Annotated in this window: 15 protein-coding genes; 5 read left to right on the top strand and 10 right to left on the bottom strand. The window is 57.5% G+C overall.

Annotated elements, in window-relative coordinates; translation table 11 throughout:
- Positions 1-428: 428 nt before the first annotated feature.
- Complete coding sequence (malT, locus tag ABR39_RS03090) at positions 429-3,134, top strand: HTH-type transcriptional regulator MalT (RefSeq protein ID WP_047345730.1); 2,706 nt, start codon at positions 429-431, stop codon at positions 3,132-3,134.
- A 61-nt stretch (positions 3,135-3,195) separates the two neighbouring features.
- Here malT and ABR39_RS03085 read toward each other — a convergent pair whose 3' ends face one another.
- The 3 genes from ABR39_RS03085 to glpE are packed head-to-tail and all read right to left on the bottom strand — an operon-like array spanning position 3,196 to position 5,181.
- Positions 3,196-3,954: a DeoR/GlpR family transcriptional regulator gene (locus ABR39_RS03085; protein WP_008503060.1), complete on the bottom strand. Its 759-nt coding sequence runs from the start codon at positions 3,952-3,954 to the stop codon at positions 3,196-3,198.
- A gap of 16 nt (positions 3,955-3,970) precedes the next feature.
- Positions 3,971-4,801, bottom strand: a complete 831-nt coding sequence (gene glpG, locus ABR39_RS03080) for a rhomboid family intramembrane serine protease GlpG (protein ID WP_047345729.1) — start codon at positions 4,799-4,801, stop codon at positions 3,971-3,973.
- 47 nt (positions 4,802-4,848) lie between these two features.
- Positions 4,849-5,181, bottom strand: coding sequence for a thiosulfate sulfurtransferase GlpE (gene glpE, locus ABR39_RS03075; RefSeq protein WP_006177908.1), 333 nt, complete (start codon positions 5,179-5,181; stop codon positions 4,849-4,851).
- Positions 5,182-5,431: 250 nt separating this feature from the next.
- On the opposite strand from glpE, the gene glpD reads away from it, so the two are divergent.
- Positions 5,432-6,940 (top strand): glycerol-3-phosphate dehydrogenase, encoded by a 1,509-nt coding sequence (glpD, locus tag ABR39_RS03070; RefSeq protein ID WP_047345728.1) that lies wholly within the window; start codon positions 5,432-5,434, stop codon positions 6,938-6,940.
- 95 nt (positions 6,941-7,035) lie between these two features.
- Here glpD and glgP read toward each other — a convergent pair whose 3' ends face one another.
- The 6 genes from glgP to asd form a co-directional block, all read right to left on the bottom strand.
- Positions 7,036-9,483: a glycogen phosphorylase gene (gene glgP, locus ABR39_RS03065; protein ID WP_047345727.1), complete on the bottom strand. Its 2,448-nt coding sequence runs from the start codon at positions 9,481-9,483 to the stop codon at positions 7,036-7,038.
- 18 nt (positions 9,484-9,501) lie between these two features.
- On the bottom strand, positions 9,502-10,935 hold the full coding sequence (gene glgA, locus ABR39_RS03060; RefSeq protein ID WP_047345726.1) for a glycogen synthase GlgA: 1,434 nt from the start codon (positions 10,933-10,935) through the stop codon (positions 9,502-9,504).
- Positions 10,935-12,230, bottom strand: coding sequence for a glucose-1-phosphate adenylyltransferase (gene glgC, locus ABR39_RS03055; protein ID WP_023309510.1), 1,296 nt, complete (start codon positions 12,228-12,230; stop codon positions 10,935-10,937). The genes glgA and glgC overlap by 1 nt, the downstream gene beginning before the upstream one ends.
- A gap of 17 nt (positions 12,231-12,247) precedes the next feature.
- On the bottom strand, positions 12,248-14,221 hold the full coding sequence (gene glgX / locus ABR39_RS03050) for a glycogen debranching protein GlgX (protein ID WP_047345725.1): 1,974 nt from the start codon (positions 14,219-14,221) through the stop codon (positions 12,248-12,250).
- Positions 14,218-16,404 (bottom strand): 1,4-alpha-glucan branching enzyme, encoded by a 2,187-nt coding sequence (gene glgB, locus ABR39_RS03045; protein ID WP_047345724.1) that lies wholly within the window; start codon positions 16,402-16,404, stop codon positions 14,218-14,220. Before glgB ends, glgX begins: the two co-directional genes overlap by 4 nt.
- Positions 16,405-16,635: 231 nt before the next feature.
- The gene (gene asd / locus ABR39_RS03040; RefSeq protein ID WP_033146834.1) at positions 16,636-17,739 is read right to left on the bottom strand and encodes an aspartate-semialdehyde dehydrogenase; all 1,104 of its coding nucleotides are present in this window, start codon (positions 17,737-17,739) and stop codon (positions 16,636-16,638) included.
- Positions 17,740-17,916: 177 nt separating this feature from the next.
- Between asd and yhgN the strand changes: the two genes are divergently transcribed.
- The gene (gene yhgN / locus ABR39_RS03035; protein ID WP_003861574.1) at positions 17,917-18,510 is read left to right on the top strand and encodes an NAAT family transporter YhgN; all 594 of its coding nucleotides are present in this window, start codon (positions 17,917-17,919) and stop codon (positions 18,508-18,510) included.
- Between the two features lie 96 nt (positions 18,511-18,606).
- Here yhgN and tusA read toward each other — a convergent pair whose 3' ends face one another.
- Entirely contained in the window at positions 18,607-18,849 is a 243-nt protein-coding gene (tusA, locus tag ABR39_RS03030) for a sulfurtransferase TusA (RefSeq protein ID WP_025759645.1), read from the bottom strand.
- A gap of 167 nt (positions 18,850-19,016) precedes the next feature.
- Here tusA and ABR39_RS03025 point away from each other — a divergent pair, with 167 nt between their 5' ends.
- Positions 19,017-19,682, top strand: coding sequence for a 7-cyano-7-deazaguanine/7-aminomethyl-7-deazaguanine transporter (locus ABR39_RS03025; RefSeq protein WP_047345723.1), 666 nt, complete (start codon positions 19,017-19,019; stop codon positions 19,680-19,682).
- Positions 19,683-19,754: 72 nt separating this feature from the next.
- Complete coding sequence (locus ABR39_RS03020) at positions 19,755-20,312, top strand: DcrB family lipoprotein (RefSeq protein ID WP_047345722.1); 558 nt, start codon at positions 19,755-19,757, stop codon at positions 20,310-20,312.

Here is a 20,312-nt window from a genome sequence, read left to right as displayed (position 1 = left end):
GCCCTGAAGATAAAAAAGTAACCGCGGAGAATGTCAAAGAAATGAAATGCAGTTTCGGGTGAAATTAAAACGCGCTGAAATGATTACTTACGTAGAATAATATTTCTGCAATCGGGTAATAACTAAGGAGATTATTAATCTCCCTTAACTTTACCCGGAGTATATTAAATTTGACGTCACTATCCCTTCCTGAAACCAGTTTCAGCGCAGCCGCAGCACAGCCATACAAGCCAGCATTGACGGGGCGTCAAAGACCTTTCCAGAAAGTTCCATCATCTGTCTGAATGTTTTGTGACAGAGTGCAAATTCAGAGCCACCAAATCCAGACATAACTTGCAATAGTTAACTTATTGGCCGACCTTATATCGTATTAATTACGAAGCGCAAAAAAAATAAAATCTCTCGTTCCCCACAGTGAAGTGAAACCTATGTTGATTCCGTCTAAATTAAGTCGCCCGGTTCGCCTTGACCATACCGTGGTCCGCGAGCGTCTGTTGGCTAAACTTTCCGGCGCGCATAATTTCCGACTGGCGCTGGTTACGAGCCCTGCAGGTTATGGAAAAACAACGCTCATTTCGCAATGGGCCGCAGGTAAAAGCGATCTTGGCTGGTACTCCCTTGACGAGGGCGATAACCAGCAGGAGCGCTTTGCCAGCTATCTGATTGCCGCTATTCAGCAGGCAACCAATGGACACTGCGTCGCCAGTGAGGTGATGGTGCAAAAGCGCCAGTACGCCAGCCTGTCCTCCCTTTTCTCTCAGCTGTTTATCGAACTGGCCGAATGGCATCGCCCGCTGTACGTGGTGATTGATGATTACCATCTCATCACTAACCCGGTTATTCATGAATCGATGCGCTTCTTCCTGCGCCATCAGCCGGAAAACCTGACCTTAGTGGTGCTGTCCCGCAACCTGCCGCAGCTGGGCATTGCCAACCTGCGCGTGCGCGATCAGCTTCTTGAGGTGGGCAGCCAGCAGCTGGCCTTTACCCACCAGGAAGCGAAGCAGTTCTTTGACTGCCGCCTGACATCACCGATTGAGGCCGCCGAAAGCAGCCGCCTGTGCGATGACGTCGCTGGCTGGGCCACGGCGCTGCAGCTCATCGCCCTTTCAGCCCGCCAAAACAACAGCCCGGCGCATCAGTCTGCGCGTCGCCTGGCCGGCATCAACGCCAGCCACCTGTCGGATTACCTGGTGGATGAGGTGCTGGACAGCGTCGATCCGTCGACCCGCAATTTCCTGCTGAAAAGCTCGCTGCTGCGCTCCATGAACGATGCGCTGATCGTGCGCGTGACGGGGTGTGAAAACGGTCAGCTGCAGCTCGAAGAGATTGAACGTCAGGGCCTCTTCCTGACGCGCATGGACGACCCCGGCGAGTGGTTTAGCTATCACCCGCTGTTTGGCAGCTTCCTGCGCCAGCGCTGTCAGTGGGAGCTGGCGGTTGAACTGCCGGAAATCCACCGCGCCGCCGCCGAAAGCTGGATGGCACAGGGCTTCCCGAGCGAGGCTATTCACCACGCGCTGGCCGCCGGCGACGCCAGCATGCTGCGCGATATCCTTCTCAACCACGCGTGGGGCCTGTTTAACCACAGCGAGCTGACGCTGCTTGAAGAGTCCCTGAAAGCGCTGCCGTGGGAAAGTCTGCTGGAGAACCCGCGCCTGGTCCTGCTTCAGGCCTGGCTCATGCAGAGCCAGCACCGCTACAGCGAAGTGAATACTCTGCTGGCCCGCGCGGAGCAGGAGATGGAAAGCAACATGGATACGCCCCTGCACGGTGAATTTAACGCCCTGCGGGCCCAGGTGGCGATTAACGACGGCGACCCGGACGAGGCTGAACGCCTGGCGATGGTCGCGCTGGATGAACTGCCGCTCGCCAACTTCTACAGCCGGATTGTTGCCACGTCGGTACACGGCGAAGTGCTGCACTGCAAAGGCGAGCTGACGCGCTCCCTGTCGCTGATGCAGCAAACCGAACAGATGGCGCGTCGCCATGATGTCTGGCACTACGCGCTGTGGAGCCTGATCCAGCAAAGCGAAATTTTGTTCGCTCAGGGGTTCCTGCAGGCCGCCTGGGAAAACCAGGAAAAGGCGTTCCAGCTGATTCGTGAACAGCACCTTGAACAGCTGCCGATGCACGAGTTCCTCCTGCGTATTCGCGCTCAGTTACTGTGGGCCTGGTCGCGTCTGGATGAAGCCGAAAGCTGCGCCCGTCAGGGTGTGAACGTCCTCTCCGGCTTCCAGCCGCAGCAGCAGCTACAGTGCCTGGCGCTGCTGGTGCAGTGCTCGCTGGCGCGCGGCGATCTCGATAACGCCCGCAACCATCTTAACCGCCTGGAAAACCTGCTCGGCAACGGTCAGTATCATAGCGACTGGGTCTCGAACGCCGATAAGGTCCGGGTGATTTACTGGCAGATGACCGGAGACAAAAAATCCGCTGCCAACTGGCTGCGTCAGACGCCAAAACCGGAGTTTGCCAACAACCACTTCCTGCAGAGCCAGTGGCGCAACATCGCCCGCGCGCAGATCCTGCTCGGTGATTTAGAGCCCGCAGAGATTGTGCTGGAAGAGCTGAACGAGAACGCGCGCAGCCTGCGCCTGATGAGCGACCTGAACCGCAACCTGCTGCTGCTTAACCAGCTTTACTGGCAGGCGGGCCGTAAAAACGACGCGCAGCGCGTGCTGCTGGAAGCGCTCCAGCTGGCTAACCGCACCGGGTTTATCAGCCACTTTGTGATTGAAGGTGAAGTGATGGCGCAGCAGCTGCGTCAGCTTATTCAGCTCAATACGCTGCCGGAACTGGATCAGCATCGCGCCCAGCGCATTCTGCGCGAAATTAACCAGCACCATCGCCACAAGTTCGCGCACTTTGATGAGAACTTCGTTGAACGTCTGCTGAACCACCCGGAAGTGCCGGAGCTTATCCGCACCAGCCCGCTCACCCAGCGCGAATGGCAGGTTCTGGGGCTGATCTATTCAGGCTACAGCAATGAGCAGATTGCCGGCGAGCTGGCGGTGGCGGCCACCACCATCAAAACGCATATCCGCAACCTGTATCAGAAGCTGGGCGTGGCGCATCGTCAGGATGCGGTGCAGCATGCACAGCAATTGTTGAAGATGATGGGGTATGGAGTGTAGGTTTGTGCGGGCTGATGCCCTCACCCCGGCCCTCTCCCACAGGGAGAGGGAGAAAGGCGTCTCAACACAACTCTAACTGCAAATTATTATCTTTAATCACCTGCATAACGCCCGCCGGCGGCATCACGTCGGTATAGACCGCATCCACCATGCTGATGCTGCCCATGTTGACCATCGCGTTACGGCCAAACTTCGAGTGATCCACCACCAGCATGACGTGGCGCGAGTTTTCAATAATCGCGCGCTTGGTGCGCACCTCGTGGTAATCAAACTCCAGCAGCGAGCCATCGCTGTCGATGCCGCTGATCCCCAGAATGCCAAAGTCGAGGCGGAACTGAGAGATAAAGTCGAGGGTCGCTTCGCCAATAATTCCGCCATCGCGGCTGCGCAGTTCGCCGCCCGCGAGAATGATGCGGAAATCGTCTTTCTGCATCAGGGTGTTGGCCACGTTCAGGTTGTTGGTCACCACGCGCAGGTTCTCGTGATCCAGCAGCGCATGGGCGACCGCTTCCGGCGTGGTGCCGATATCAATAAACAGCGTTGCCCCGTTGGGGATCTGGCTGGCGACCTTGCGGGCAATACGCTCTTTCTCTGCCGTCTGCGTGGCTTTACGGTCGTGCCAGGAGGTATTGACCGAGCTGGACGGCAGCGCCGCGCCGCCGTGGTGGCGCAGAATGCGGTTTTGATCGGCCAGGTCGTTCAGGTCACGACGGATGGTTTGCGGGCTGACGGCAAACTGCTCAACCAGCTCTTCGGTGCTGACGTATCCCTGTTTTTTTACCAGTTCGATAATGGCGTCATGGCGTTGTGTTTGTTTCATCAATTATCCCTGAGAATTATGTTCGTTTTCGCGCATGGAGCGTGTCGGCAAAGGCCATCGCCAGCCCGATGGCCAGCCCGGTGACGTGCGCACCATTGGCGATAGACATACCAAACAGATCAAACCATCCGGCAATCAGCCATATTAACGCAAAGGTTATTAATCCGCGCTGCAGATAGACGCCGCTTTCCGGGTCGCGTTCCCCGCGAAGCCAGACATAGCCCATCAGGGCATACACGACGCCGGACAGCCCGCCAAACCACGGGCCGCTGAATTTGTGCTGCACGTAGCCGCTCAGCAGGGCGCTAATAATGGTGATAACGATCAGCTTGCCGCTCCCCAGGCGCTTCTCAACGGCGCCGCCGAGATACCACCACCAGAGCAGGTTAAAGAGGATATGCATCACCGAGAAGTGCATCAGCGCGTGGGTAAAGTAGCGCCAGACGTCAAACTCAAGAGACGGGTCATACGGCCACGCCAGGGCAATCATCACGCTCTGGTCGCCCACCGCGTTCATAATAATGAAGACGATGATGCAGGCGGCCATCAGCAGCAGCGTAAACGGGCCCGCGCGCTCGCGAATGGTGGCAAGGAAAGGAAAACGGCTATAGTGCAGGCCGGTGTCCGTCTGGCCGGACTGCCAGCTTGCCGCCAGATAGCGCGGGTCGCCGGGGTTCTCAAGAAAACGCGCCAGCTCCTCGTTTACCCGCCCGGCCTGGCTCTCGTCGGCCAGCCAGACGTCGGTCTGATGATGTTGCTGGATGGTCAGAATAACGCCCTGCGTCGCCATATAGTCGACAAACGCCTGGGCGACGCGCGGGTTGGTAAAAGAGGTGATCATCAACATGGGCAGCGGTCGCTTATTTCCACACAAAAGGGGACAGTATAGCGGGATCAGCGCTCAAAAGCGTATTCCACTTCTGCCGGGAAATGACGATGCCAGGCATCGAAACCGCCGTCGACGCTGTACACCGCGTCATAACCCTGCTGAAGCAGATACTGCGCCGCGCCTTTGCTGCTGTTGCCGTGGTAGCACATGACCATCACCGGCGTCTCGAAGTCGTTATCGCGCATAAACGCGCCCAGCGTGTCGTTGGTGAGATGGAACGCGCCTGGCGTGTGGCCCATCGCAAAGCTTTGCGGATCGCGGATGTCCACCAGCACCGCTTTTCCCTGGTGCATCTTCTGATGGGCTTCTTCTACGTTAATACATTCAAACTGATCCATGGTGTTCTCTTTCTGTTGTTCAGGTTGGGTGCGCTCTGATGCCCTCACCCCAGCCCTCTCCCACGGGGAGAGGGAGAAAAGTTAGTCGCACTATTTTACCCCGTAGTGTACGTCCTGGCGGCGGGTAAACGCCATTATGTTATCCATATCACTCTAAATTGTTTTTTTGATGTTACCAAAAGCGCGTTCCTTTGCTATTATGAGCGATATCGAACATTTCTGAGCTTTAACGAAAGTGCGTGAGGGTGTTATGGAAACCAAAGATCTGATTGTGATAGGCGGTGGCATCAACGGTGCCGGTATTGCGGTCGACGCCGCAGGACGCGGTTTATCCGTACTGATGCTGGAAGCTAACGATCTCGCCTGCGCGACGTCGTCCGCCAGCTCCAAACTGATTCACGGTGGCCTGCGCTACCTGGAACACTATGAATTCCGCCTGGTCAGTGAAGCACTGGCCGAACGTGAAGTGCTGTTGAAAATGGCGCCGCATCTGGCTATTCCGATGCGCTTCCGCCTGCCCCATCGCCCGCATCTGCGTCCGGCGTGGATGATCCGAATCGGTCTGTTTATGTACGATCATCTGGGTAAACGCACCAGCCTGCCGGGTTCGACCGGTTTGCGTTTTGGCTCAGAATCGGTCCTTAAGCCTGAAATCGTGCGCGGTTTCGAATATTCCGACTGCTGGGTGGACGATGCCCGCCTGGTGCTGGCCAATGCGCAGATGGTCGAGAAGAAAGGCGGCGAGGTGAAAACCCGCACCCGCGCGACCGCTGCCCGTCGTGAAAACGGCCTGTGGGTTGTCGAAGCGGAAGACATCGATACCGGCGAGAAATTTAGCTGGAAAGCGCGCGGCCTGGTGAACGCCACCGGTCCGTGGGTGAAGCAGTTCTTTGACGACGGCATGCATCTGCCTTCGCCGTACGGCATTCGCCTGATCAAAGGCAGCCATATTGTGGTGCCGCGCGTGCATACGCAGAAACAGGCCTACATTTTGCAGAACGAAGACAAGCGCATCGTGTTTGTGATCCCGTGGATGGACGAGTTCTCGATCATCGGCACCACCGACGTGGAGTACAAAGGCGATCCGAAAAACGTCGAAATCGACGAGAGCGAAGTGAATTACCTGCTCAAAGTCTATAACGCGCACTTTAAGAAACAGCTGTCGCGCGATGACGTGGTATGGACCTACTCCGGCGTGCGTCCGCTGTGCGACGACGAATCGGATTCCCCGCAGGCCATCACCCGCGACTATACGCTCGATATTCACGACGTAGACGGTCAGGCGCCGCTGCTGTCGGTGTTTGGCGGCAAGCTCACCACCTACCGCAAGCTGGCCGAGCACGCGCTTGAGAAACTGGCGCCGTACTATAAAGGCATTGGCCCTGCATGGACCAAAGGCGCGGTACTGCCCGGCGGTGATATCGGCGATAACCGCGATGATTACGCCGCGAAGCTGCGTCGTCGCTTCCCGTTCATCACCGAAGGAATGGCGCGCCACTATGCCCGCACCTACGGCAGCAATACCGAGCTGTTGCTGGGCGACGCGAAAGAGATTGCGGATCTGGGCGAACATTTCGGCCACGAGCTGTACGAAGCCGAGCTGCGCTATCTGGTCGAACACGAATGGGTTCGCCGCCTGGACGATGCTATCTGGCGTCGTACCAAAGAAGGGATGTGGCTCAACGCCGAGCAGCAGTCCCGCGTGGCGCAGTGGTTACTGCAGAATGCGGGAAAGCGTGAGCTGTCGTTGGCGTCTTGATGCGATCGGTGCGGGCTGATGCCCTCACCCTGACCCTCTCCCACAGGGAGAGGGAACAAACACTAAAAACGGCAACCAGGGTTGCCGTTTTGCTTTTACAACCTCACCGGATCAATATGCCAGATCGTATCGGCATATTCCTTGATGGTCCTGTCGGACGAGAAATAGCCCATATTGGCGATGTTATACATCGCGGCGCTGGTCCACTTCTCCTGCTGACGGTATAGATCGTCCACCTTATCCTGACAGTCCACGTAGCTGCGATAATCCGCCAGCACCTGGTAGTGATCGCCAAAGTTAATCAGCGAGTCCACCAGATCGCGATAGCGGCTCGGCTCGTCAGGGCTAAACACGCCGGTTGCGATCTGCGTCAGCACCTGGCGTAACTCTTCATCCTCTTCGTAATATTGACGCGGCGAGTAGCCTTTCCTGCGCAGCGCCTCCACCTCTTCCGTCGTATTACCGAAGATGAAGATATTTTCTTCCCCCACATGCTCCAGCATCTCGACGTTCGCCCCGTCCAGCGTGCCGATGGTCAGGGCGCCGTTAAGGGCAAACTTCATGTTACTGGTGCCGGACGCTTCCGTCCCCGCCGTGGAAATCTGCTCGGAGAGATCCGCCGCCGGGATGATCAGCTGCGCCAGGCTGACGCTGTAGTTCGGGATAAACACCACCTTCAGCTTGTCACCAATCTCCGGATCCTGGTTGACCACCTTCGCCACGTCGTTGATGAGATGGATAATATGCTTCGCCATGTAGTAGGCGGAGGCCGCCTTACCGGCAAAGATCTTCACGCGCGGCACCCATTCCGCCGTGGGATCGGCCTTGATGCGGTTGTAGTGGGTGATCACGTGCAGCACGTTCATCAGCTGACGCTTGTACTCGTGGATGCGTTTGATCTGCACGTCGAACAGCGCTTTCGGGTTTGCCACCACGTTGAGGTGCATCGCCAGCCAGACTGCCAGACGCTTTTTGTTCAGCAGCTTGGCTTCGCGCACGGCTTTATTCACCGTCGGGAAATCGATGTGCTGTTCAAGCTCGCTCAGCTGGCTTAAATCGGTACGCCAGGTGCGGCCGATATTCTCGTCCAGCACCTCAGACAGCGGCTGGTTGGCCAGCGCCAGCCAGCGGCGCGGCGTAACGCCGTTGGTCACGTTGCAGAACCGCGTCGGGAAGATCTTCGCGAAATCCGCAAACAGCGACTGCACCATCAGGTTCGAGTGGAGCTCAGACACCCCGTTCACCTTGTGGCTGATCACCACCGCCAGCCAGGCCATGCGCACGCGGCGACCGTTCGATTCATCAATGATGGACGCCCGGCTCAGCAGGCCGGTATCGTTCGGGTACTGCTCCTGCAGGGTCTTGAGGAAGTAGTCGTTGATCTCAAAGATAATCTGCAGATGGCGCGGCAGGATTTTGCCGAGCATATCCACCGGCCACGTTTCCAGCGCTTCGCTCATCAGCGTGTGGTTAGTGTAGGAGAACACCTGACAGGTCACTTCAAACGCGTCATCCCAGCTGAACTTATGCTCGTCGATCAGCAGGCGCATCAGCTCCGGAATGGAGAGCACCGGGTGGGTGTCGTTAAGGTGAATCGCGGTTTTCTCCGCCAGGTTGGCGTAGGTTTTGTGCAGCTGATGGTGGCGGCTGAGGATATCCTGAATCGTCGAGGAGACGAGGAAATACTCCTGACGCAGGCGCAGCTCGCGGCCGGAATAGGTCGAGTCGTCCGGGTACAGCACGCGGGACACGTTCTCGGAGTGGTTTTTGTCTTCCACCGCCGCAAAGTAGTCACCCTGGTTGAATTTACCGAGGTTGATTTCGCTACTGGCCTGAGCGCTCCACAGGCGCAGCGTGTTGGTGGCATCGGTGTCGTAACCGGGGATAATCTGGTCGTAGGCCACGGCCAGGATCTCTTCGGTTTCCACCCAGCGGGATTTTTTCCCTTCCTGCTGAATACGCCCGCCAAAGCGCACCTTATAACGCGTGTTGTGACGTTTAAACTCCCACGGATTACCGTACTCCAGCCAGTAGTCCGGGGACTCTTTCTGACGCCCGTCGACGATGTTCTGTTTGAACATGCCGTAGTCGTAGCGAATACCGTAGCCGCGGCCCGGCAGCGCCAGCGTCGCCAGCGAATCGAGGAAGCAGGCGGCAAGACGCCCCAGACCGCCGTTACCGAGGCCCGGGTCGTTCTCTTCGTCGATCAGTTCTTCTAAATCTAACCCCATCTCTTCCAGTGCGGTTTTGACGTCGTCATAAATACCGAGCGACAACAGCGCATTGGACAGCGTGCGGCCAATCAAAAATTCCATCGACAGGTAGTAAACCTGACGCGTTTCCTGCGAGAGCTGGGCGCGGTTTGAGCGCAGCCAGCGTTCAACTAAACGGTCGCGCACCGCAAACAGCGTGGCGTTCAGCCACTCGTGCTTGTTGGCAATAACCGGATCTTTCCCGATGGTGAACATCAGCTTGTAGGCGATGGAGTGCTTTAACGCCTCAACGCTGAGCGTGGGTGAAGAGTAGCTAAATGGAGCGTTCATATCAGTAACTTCGCCTCGTTACATCAAGCGTTGATAGAGATCGCGGTACGACTGCGCCGCGACGTGCCAGCTAAAGTCCATGGACATCGCCTGACGTTGTACGTAACGCCACAGCGATGGACGGGACCACAAGACGAAAGCACGCCGAATCGCCCGAAGCAGCGACCAGGCATTACTGTCCTCGAAGACAAACCCGCTGGCGATACCGTCCGCCAGGTTTTCCAGAGAGCTATCGGAGACGGTATCCGCCAGCCCGCCCGTGCGGCGTACCAGCGGCAGGGTGCCGTATTTCAGGCCATAAAGCTGTGTCAGGCCGCAGGGTTCGAAACGGCTTGGCACCAGGATGACGTCTGCGCCGCCCATGATGCGGTGCGAAAACGCCTCGTGATAGCCAATCTGCACGCCCACCTGCCCTGGATGCTCCGCCGCGGCGGCAAGGAAACCTTCCTGCAACACCGGGTCGCCAGCGCCGAGCAGGGCCAGCTGTCCGCCCTGTTCCAGTAAACCGGGCAGCGCCTCCAGCACCAGATCCAGCCCTTTCTGGCTGGTCAGGCGGCTCACTACCGCAAACAGCGGCACTTTGTCGTTAACCTTCAGGCCCATCGCAATCTGCAGCTGGCGTTTGTTTTCCGCTTTGTCCTCCACGGAATCACGGCCATAGCGCGCCGCCAGCAGGAAATCGGTTTCCGGGCTCCAGATCTGTTCATCCACACCGTTCAAAATACCCGACAGGCGCCCTTCACGATGGCGCTGTTGTAGCAGGCCTTCCATGCCGTAGCCAAACTCCGGCTGGGTAATTTCGCGGGCGTAGGTTGGGCTCACCGCCGTGATGTGATCGGCGTAGTACAGGCCCGCCTTCAGGAACGAAATTTGCCCGTTAAACTCCAGTCCGTGCATGTTAAAGAACGACCATGGCAGATCGATTTCACTTATGTGATGGGCGTAGTACATGCCCTGATACGCCAGGTTATGCACGGTGAAGACGGATTTGGCCGGGTGGCCGCGCGCGGCGAGATACGCCGGCGCAAGCCCGGCGTGCCAGTCGTGCGCGTGCACCACGTCCGGGCGCCAGAACGGATCGAGCCCCGTCGCCATTTCTGCCCCTACCCAGCCAAGCAGCGCGAAGCGCAGCACGTTGTCGGTATAGGCGAACAGGTTCGTATCGTGATACGGGCTGCCCGGTCGGTCGTATAAATGCGGCGCGTCGATCAGGTAAATCCCTACGCCATTGTAATGTCCAAACAGCAGGGTGATGCGTCCGGCGAAGGTCTCACGACGCGACACGACTTTTGCATCGGGAATACCGCGCCGGATATCCGGGAAGGCGGGCAGCAGGACTCGGGTATCCACTCCTCCGGCGATTTGCGCCGCCGGTAATGCACCAAGGACATCTGCCAGACCGCCCGTTTTTAACAACGGGAACATCTCAGAACATACGTGTAAAACCTGCATCATCGCTCCTGTTTGATCTGCAGCTTCCGCAACATTTCCCGTGTGACTAACACGATCCCCTCTTCCGAACGGTAGAAACGACGCGCGTCTTCTTCCGCGTTCTCGCCAATGACCATCCCTTCAGGGATGACGCAGGCACGGTCGATAACGCAACGACGCAGACGACACGAGCGCCCTACCCAGACATCCGGCAATAAGACTGCCGAATCGATATTACAGAATGAATTTATCCGCACGCGGGGGAACAGTACCGACTGCACCACCACCGAGCCTGAAATGATGCACCCGCCGGACACCAGCGAGTTCAGCGTCATACCGTGGCTGCCGGAGCGGTCCTGAACGAATTTGGCCGGCGGCAGCGATTCCATGTGGGTACGAATCGGCCAGTTCTGGTCGTACATATCCAGCTCAGGCGTAACCGACGCCAGATCGAGGTTCGCTTTCCAGTACGCTTCCAGCGTTCCCACATCGCGCCAGTAAGGTTCTGCATTCGGGTCTGACTGCACGCAGGACAGCGGGAAAGGATGTGCATACGCCATGCCAGCTTTGGTGATTTTCGGAATGATGTCTTTACCGAAGTCGTGGCTGGAGTTCTCGTCTTTGTCGTCGTCTTCCAGCAGCTCATAAAGATAGTCTGCATCAAAGACATAGATCCCCATGCTGGCGAGCGATTTGGTGTCGTCTCCCGGCATGGTTGGCGGGTTAGCCGGTTTTTCGACGAAGTCGATAATTTTGTCATCCGCATCCACGTGCATGACGCCAAACGCCGTCGCCTCGGCAACGGGCACCGGCAGACACGCCACGGTGCAGCGCGCCCCTTTTTCGACGTGGTCGATCAGCATGTGGGAGTAATCTTGCTTGTAGATGTGATCCCCGGCGAGGATCACAATGTATTCCGCGCTATAGCGACGAATGATATCGAGGTTCTGCGTGACCGCATCCGCCGTCCCGCGATACCAGTTTTCGCCGTGAACGCGCTGCTGCGCAGGAAGGAGATCGACAAACTCGTTCATCTCTTCGCTGAAGAATGACCAGCCGCGCTGAATATGCTGAACCAGCGTGTGCGACTGATACTGCGTAATGACGCCGATGCGGCGAATACCTGAGTTCAGGCAGTTGGAGAGCGCAAAGTCGATAATGCGGAACTTACCACCAAAGTGAACAGCCGGCTTGGCGCGCTTGATGGTCAAATCTTTCAGTCGGGTACCACGCCCGCCCGCAAGTATCAGGGCAACCGTTTTTAATGGTAGCTGGCGAGCCAACATTAAGGGATCGTTCTTCTCTAATCTAACCATGACTAACTCCTTTTTTATCATCTTTGGAATACGCACACTCCGTGCGCAGGCCCGTGCCAGACAGCCATTACTACCGGATTATCCGCTCCGGCAAAGGGGGGAACGGCGCGCCATTCCCCGTCAGGTAAAACAATCTCTGCGACGTCATCCGTCGCGTTCAGCGTGACCAGCCATTTATCCGACAGCAGGATTTGCAGGCGCGGTACGCCGTGTTGCCACTCTTGCGCGCTTAGCGGTTGCGCGTCTTGATTCAGCCAGCGAACGTTCCCGTCACCCTCTTCCCACCAGCGGTCGGCGGTCAGCGCGGGGATGTGCTGGCGAAGATGGATCAGCGCCGCGGTGAAGTGGATCAACCCGCTGTTCGCTTCTCCCCAGTCGAGCCAGGTTAAGGTGTTGTCCTGGCAATACGCATTGTTGTTACCGTGCTGGCTGTGGCCGTGCTCGTCGCCCGCCAGCAGCATCGGCGTGCCCTGCGACAGTAAAAGCGTTGTCAGCAGCGCATGGACGCTGGCGCGCCGCCGCTCGATAACGTCCAGACTTCCGCCTAACCCTTCTATACCATGATTAAAGCTATGGTTATTGTTAGTGCCATCGCGATTCTCCTCGCCGTTTGCCTCATTGTGTTTCTGATTGAAACAAACGCAGTCACGAAGCGTAAAACCGTCGTGCGCCGTTAACAGATTGACGGTGGCCGACGGGCGTTTACCGTCACGCTTAAAGAGATCGCTGGATGCGGCAAAGCGTCCGGCAAATTCCCCCAGCGACAGATTCCGCTCCAGCCAGAAGCGGCGCACGGCATCGCGATAGTGATCGTTCCACTCGGCAAACAGCGGCGGGAAATTCCCGACCTGATAACCGCCGTCGCCGATGTCCCACGGCTCCGCGATGAGCTTCACCTGCGAGAGCACAGGACAGTTTTTTATCGCCTCAAACAGCGGCGCCTGCTGGCTAAACGCCGGCGTGCGCCCCATCACGGGCGCCAGGTCGAAACGAAAACCGTCGACGTGGAACGTTTCCACCCAATATTTCAGGCATTCATAAGCAAAATGCGTGACCGCCGGATGGCTGAGATTGAGCGTGTTACCACAGCCGGTCCAGTTCTCGTAATCGCCATCCTGCCTGATCCAATAATAGCTACGGTTATCAATTCCGCGCATGGAGAGCGTCGGACCGTCGAGATCGCTTTCGGCGCTGTGGTTCAGCACCACGTCCAGAATGACCTCAATACCCGCCGCGTGGAGCGCCTTCACCGCATCGCGAAACTCGTCCCGCGCCTTCTCCGGATGGACGGCATAACGGGGTTCGAGCGCGAACATGGCCAGCGGGTTGTAGCCCCAGTAGTTGCTCAGCCCCAGCCGCTGCAGACGAGGCTCGCTGGCGAAATGCGCCACGGGCAGCAGCTCCAGGGCGGTGATGCCGAGGTGTTTCAGGTAGGCGACCATCGTCGGATGCCCGAGCGCCTTGTAGGTGCCGCGCATCTCTTTGGGGATCGACGGGTGCAGGTACGTCAGCCCTTTGACGTGAGCTTCATAAATGACGGTATTTCCCCACGGCGTGCGCGGCGGGGCATCGTCTTCCCAGTCGTAGAGATCGTTCACCACCACGCTTTTTGGCACGACGGGCGCGCTGTCGCGGTGGTCAGGCTCGCCGTAGCCCACGTGGAACAGCAGGTCGTCTTTAAACTCGCCGTCCACGCGGTGCGCGCACGGGTCAATCAGCAGCTTCGCCGGGTTAAACCAGTGGCCCTGCGCGGGGTCCCAGGGACCGTGAACGCGAAAACCGTAGTGCATTCCCGGCCGTCCTCCGGCCAGGTAGCCGTGCCAGGTATCCCCCGTGCGCGCCGGTAAGTCGTAACGGTGCTCGTTACCTTCCCCGTCAAACACGCACAGTTCCACCCGCTCCGCGTGAGCGGAAAAGAGGGTGAAGTTCACCCCCTTTCCGTCAAAGCTCGCCCCGAGCGGTTCGGGTTTACCTGCCGTGAGCTGCGTCATTCTCCCTCCCGCACCAGCCAGATAGTGCTAAGCGGCGGCAGCGTCAGGCTCAGGGAGTTGGGCCGCCCGTGGCTTTCGACGGCATCGCTCTGTACCAGCCCGCCGTTACCGGCGTTGCTGCCGTGGTAATGCATGGAGTCGGTATTGAGGATTTCGCGCCATTTACCCGGCTGGTTAATGCCAAAGCGATAGTGCTGGCGCGGCACCGGCGTGAAGTTGCTGGCGACGATAATCTCGTTACCCGCTTTGTCACGACGCACAAAGACAAACACCGAGCGCTCGTGGTCATCCACCACCAGCCACTCAAAGCCGTACGGGTCGAAGTCCAGCTCGTGCAGCGCTTTGTGATGGCGATAGGTCAGGTTCAGGTCCCGGACCAGACGCTGCACCCCGTGGTGCCAGTTGTCGCCGCCTTCCAGCAGATGCCAGTCGAGGCTGGTGTCGTGGTTCCACTCGCGTCCCTGGGCGAACTCATTGCCCATAAACAGCAGTTTTTTGCCCGGGAAAGCAAACATCCAGCCGTAGTAGGCGCGCAGGTTGGCAAACTTCTGCCACGCGTCGCCCGGCATGCGGTCGAGTATGGATTTCTTGCCGTGCACCACTTCGTCGTGCGATAGCGGCAGCATGAAGTTTTCGGTGTAGTTATAGAGCAGCCCGAACGTAAGTTTGTCGTGATGGTACTGGCGATAAACCGGATCGAGCTTCATGTAGTCAAGCGTGTCGTGCATCCAGCCGAGGTTCCACTTGTACCAGAAGCCCAGTCCCCCCATTGACGGCGGACGGGAGACGCCCGGGAAATCAGTGGACTCTTCCGCCATGGTGACGGCACCGTCGACCTGCTCACCGATAATGCGGTTGGTGCTGCGCAGAAACTCAATCGCTTCCAGGTTTTCACGGCCGCCAAACTCGTTCGGGATCCACTCGCCCTCTTTGCGGCTGTAGTCGCGGTAGATCATCGACGCCACCGCATCGACGCGCAGGGCATCAATGCCGAAGCGCTCGATCCAGTACAGCGCGTTCCCGACCAGGTAGTTCGACACTTCACGGCGACCGTAGTTGTAGATCAGCGTATTCCAGTCCTGGTGATAGCCTTCGCGCGGGTCGCTGTGCTCGTACAGCTTCGTGCCGTCAAACTCTGCCAGCGCAAAATCATCCGACGGGAAGTGACCCGGCACCCAGTCGAGGATCACGTTCAGCCCGGCGGCGTGCGCGGCATCAATGAAGTAGCGGAAGTCATCGCGCGTGCCGAAGCGGCGCGTTGGCGCATACAGCCCGGTGGGCTGATAGCCCCAGCTGCCGTCGAACGGGTGTTCATTGACCGGCAGCAGCTCCAGGTGGGTAAAGCCCATCCATTTGGCGTACGGAACAAGCTGGTCGGCCAGCTCCCGGTAGCTCAGCCAGAAGTTGTTATCGGTGTGGCGACGCCATGAGCCGAGATGGACCTCATAAACGGAGATCGGCGCATCAAAGCGGTTGGCCTGCTTGCGTTCCTCCGTCTGGACGACTTTCTCCGGCAGGCCGCAGATTAGCGATGCGGTCTCCGGGCGCATCTGCGCTTCAAAGGCATAAGGGTCGGATTTAATGCGCAGCTTGCCGTTGGCGTCGATCATCTCGAACTTATAGAGCTGCCCGTTGTGCGCCCCGGGGATAAACAGCTCCCAGATGCCGGTTTCGCGGCGCAGGCGCATCGGGTGACGGCGCCCGTCCCAGTAGTTGAACTGTCCGACAACGGAGACGCGCTGGGCATTTGGCGCCCACACGGCAAACCGCGTGCCGGTGATACCGTCCATCGTGTCCGCATGGGCACCCAGCGTTTCATAAGGTCGCAGGTGGGTCCCTTCAGACAGCAGCCAGGCGTCCATCTCTTTTAAGAGCGGGCCAAAACTATAGGGGTCGTCAATCAGGTTCTGCTGGCCGTGCCAGATGACGGCGAGCTGGTAACGAAAGGGGTTTTTACGACGGGGCATTACCCCGGAGAAGAAGCCACGTGAATCGAGGCATTCCAGATTACCCACCTTGCGGCCGGTTTTGGGTTCAATGACCCACACTTCGGTGGCATCCGGTAACAATGCCCGAACTTCCAGACCAGCCTCAGTATGATGCATCCCAAGCACGGAAAAGGGGTCGGCAAAATGACCCGCAATAAGCGCATTAATCACGTCTCTATCCACACGATCGGACATGGTATTCATCCTGTTTTTTTATGTCGTCCTTTTATAGCGCCTGGGACGACTTTAATGTGACCTGAACGGGCATCCTGTCAGCCCGTCCTAACCTCAGGTAAGAAATGACTCTTCCTTAAAGCATAGCCAACGCTCTACACGACTCCTGATAAAAATAAGACATATGCGTTTTACTCCATGTAGTACGCAAAAAAAGGGGGTGAAAATCACCCCCTTGTCGTTAACAAATTATTACGCTAGCTGGCGCAGCATGCGGCGCAGCGGTTCTGCCGCGCCCCATAAGAGCTGGTCACCCACGGTGAACGCGGAGAGATACTCCGGCCCCATGTTCAGCTTACGCAGACGGCCAACCGGCGTGGTCAGCGTGCCGGTAACCGCCGCAGGCGTCAGTTCACGCATGGTGATATCGCGATCGTTTGGCACCACTTTCGCCCACGGGTTGTGCGCAGCCAGCAGCTCTTCCACGGTCGGAATAGACACATCTTTTTTCAGTTTAATGGTGAAGGCCTGGCTGTGGCAGCGCAGCGCGCCGATGCGCACGCACAGACCGTCAACCGGAATGGTGTTCGCGGTCGCGAGAATTTTGTTGGTCTCGGCCTGGCCCTTCCACTCTTCGCGGGTCTGGCCGTTATCCAGCTGTTTGTCGATCCACGGGATCAGGCCACCGGCCAGCGGTACGCCAAAGTTATCCACCGGCAGCTCGCCGCTGCGGGTCAGTTGAGTGACTTTACGTTCAATATCCAGAATCGCGGACGCCGGGTTTGCCAGCTCGGTCGCAACGCTCTGGTGCAGCTGGCCCATCTGGGTCAGCAGCTCGCGCATATGACGCGCGCCGCCGCCGGACGCCGCCTGGTAGGTCGCCACGGAGACCCACTCCACCAGGTCCTGCGCGAACAGGCCGCCGAGGGACATCAGCATCAGGCTAACGGTACAGTTGCCGCCAACAAAGGTTTTCACGCCGTTGTTCAGGCCATCGGTGATCACGCCCTGGTTAACCGGGTCGAGAATAATGATGGCATCGTCTTTCATACGCAGCGAAGAAGCCGCGTCAATCCAGTAGCCCTGCCAGCCGCTTTCACGCAGCTTTGGATAGATTTCGTTGGTATAATCGCCGCCCTGGCACGTGACAATAATGTCGAGTGCCTTCAGCGCTTCCAGATCGTAAGCATCCTGCAACGTGCCTGTGGTACCACCAAAGGACGGAGCAGCCTGGCCGAGCTGGGAAGTGGAGAAGAAGACCGGGCGGATAGCGTCGAAATCGCGCTCTTCAACCATGCGTTGCATGAGTACAGAGCCGACCATACCGCGCCAGCCGATAAAACCAACGTTTTTCATAGCATTTTTTTCCTGCTGAGGGTGTGTGCTGTTTGTGCAAGCCAGTATTGAACTGGGATATGCTTCACATTACAAAATGCTGCCAAAGTCGCAAGCGAAATTAATCGATGATTGCCGGGCAATCAGAAAAAGAGCTAATCATCATAATAACCATAGAGAGTTTCAGGGATAATTTACATGAGTGAAATCATTTCCGCCGCGGTTTTATTGATCCTGATAATGGATCCGCTGGGCAACCTGCCGATCTTCATGTCGGTGCTGAAGCACACCGAGCCGAAGCGACGCCGGGCGATCATGATCCGCGAGCTGCTTATCGCCCTGCTGGTGATGTTTATCTTCCTGTTTGCGGGAGAAAAAATCCTCGCGTTCCTGAACCTGCGCGCCGAAACCGTGTCGATTTCCGGCGGGATTATTCTGTTCCTAATTGCCATTAAGATGATTTTCCCGAGCGCGGAAGGCAGCAGCAGCGGCCTGCCTGCGGGTGAAGAGCCGTTTATTGTGCCGCTGGCGATTCCCCTCGTTGCCGGGCCAACTATTCTGGCCACGCTGATGCTGCTGTCGCATCAGTATCCGAATCAGATGAGCCATCTGGTGATTGCCCTGCTGATTGCCTGGGGCGGGACATTTATTATCCTGCTGCAGTCGTCGCTGTTCCTGCGCCTGCTGGGCGAAAAAGGGGTGAACGCGCTGGAGCGTCTGATGGGGCTGATTCTGGTGATGATGGCGACGCAGATGTTCCTGGACGGGATCAGGGCGTGGATGAAAGGCTAGGTAAACGCAAAACGGCAATCAAAGATTGCCGTTTTTAGTGTTTGCTCCCTCTCCCCGTGGGAGAGGGCCGGGGTGAGGGCATCAGGCCGCAGAGGACTAACCCTTACGAATCAAATACCGGTACGGCAGCGCGTCGGTTTGCTGGGCCACCAGCTCATGCTCCATAAAGGTACAAAAACCGGGGATATCGCGCGTGGTGGCCGGGTCGTCGGCGACGATCAGCAGCGTTTCACCGGTCTGCATGTTGCGCACGGTTTTACGTACCATCATTACCGGCTCCGGGCAGCGAAGGCCCTGGGCATCAAGGGTGTGGTCTGGGCTGGAAAACAGGTCGGTCATGATCTTCTCGGTCAGGTAAAAACGGCTGTAGTTTACGCCCCGTTGCAGTCAATGCAAACCAGGTTAACGATTGCGTAAAAACTAACCATTGCAATGTCCTGCCAAAGCAGTATCATGCTGCGGTTTTTATTGGGTTCCCTCACCCCAACGTATAAAAAGGTCACAATATGACGCAGTTTTCTGAATCGCAGCGCGTAAAAGCGTTGTTCTGGCTTTCCCTTTTTCACCTGCTGGTGATTACCTCCAGTAACTATCTGGTGCAGCTCCCCATCTCCATTTTTGGTTTTCACACCACCTGGGGCGCGTTCAGTTTTCCGTTTATTTTCCTCGCCACGGATTTAACCGTACGTATTTTTGGCGCACCGCTGGCCCGCCGCATTATTTTTGCCGTCATGCTTCCGGCGCTATTCATCTCGTACGTGGTGTCCTCCCTGTTTTATATGGGAAGCTGGCAGGGCTTTGAGGCATTAACCCACTTCAACCTGTTTGTTGCCCGTATCGCCGCGGCGAGCTTTATGGCCTACGCGCTGGGGCAGATCCTCGACGTGCACGTGTTTAACCGCCTGCGTCAGAATCATCGCTGGTGGATGGCGCCCACTGCCTCGACGCTGTTCGGTAACGTGAGCGATACGCTGGCCTTCTTCTTCATCGCCTTCTGGCGCAGCCCGGATGCGTTTATGGCCGAGCACTGGATGGAAATCGCGCTGGTGGACTACTGCTTCAAGGTGCTCATCAGCATTGTCTTCTTCCTGCCTATGTACGGCGTACTGCTGAATATGCTGCTGAAAAGGCTGGCAGATAAATCTGAAATCACGGCATTGCAGGCTGGTTAAGGGTTCGCTTTATCAGTTGTGATAAGATGATCGAATGAGCCGTTATGGCCGTTTATCGAAAGGAAGAAGTCAATGCGCAATCTGGTTAAATATGTCGGGATTGGCCTGCTGGTTGTGGGTCTTGCAGCCTGTGATAACAGCGACACGAAAACGCCTGCTCAGGGCGCATCCGCAGAGAGCAATGCGACCGGCCAGCCGGTGAATCTGATGGATGGCAAACTCAGCTTCTCTCTGCCAGCCGATATGACTGACCAGAGCGGCAAGCTGGGCACCCAGGCGAACAATATGCACGTTTACTCCGACGCAACCGGGCAGAAAGCGGTCATTGTGATTGTGGGCGACGACACCAGCGAAGACCTGGCCGTACTGTCCAAACGTCTGGAAGACCAGCAGCGCGGCCGCGATCCGCAGCTGCAGGTGGTTACCAATAAGTCCATCGAACTGAAAGGCCACACGCTGCAGCAGCTGGACAGCATCATCTCCGCTAAAGGCCAGACCGCCTACTCTTCCGTGGTGCTGGGCAAGGTTGATAACAAACTGCTGACCCTGCAGATCACCCTGCCTGCGGAAAACCAGCAGAAAGCGCAGACGGCTGCTGAAAATATCATTAACACCATCGTGATCCAGTAA

The organism is Enterobacter genomosp. O, assembly GCF_001022965.1.
Classification (GTDB): domain Bacteria; phylum Pseudomonadota; class Gammaproteobacteria; order Enterobacterales; family Enterobacteriaceae; genus Enterobacter; species Enterobacter cloacae_L.
Note: the sequence above shows the minus strand (reverse complement) of the source record. Positions and strands in the feature narration are given on the sequence as shown.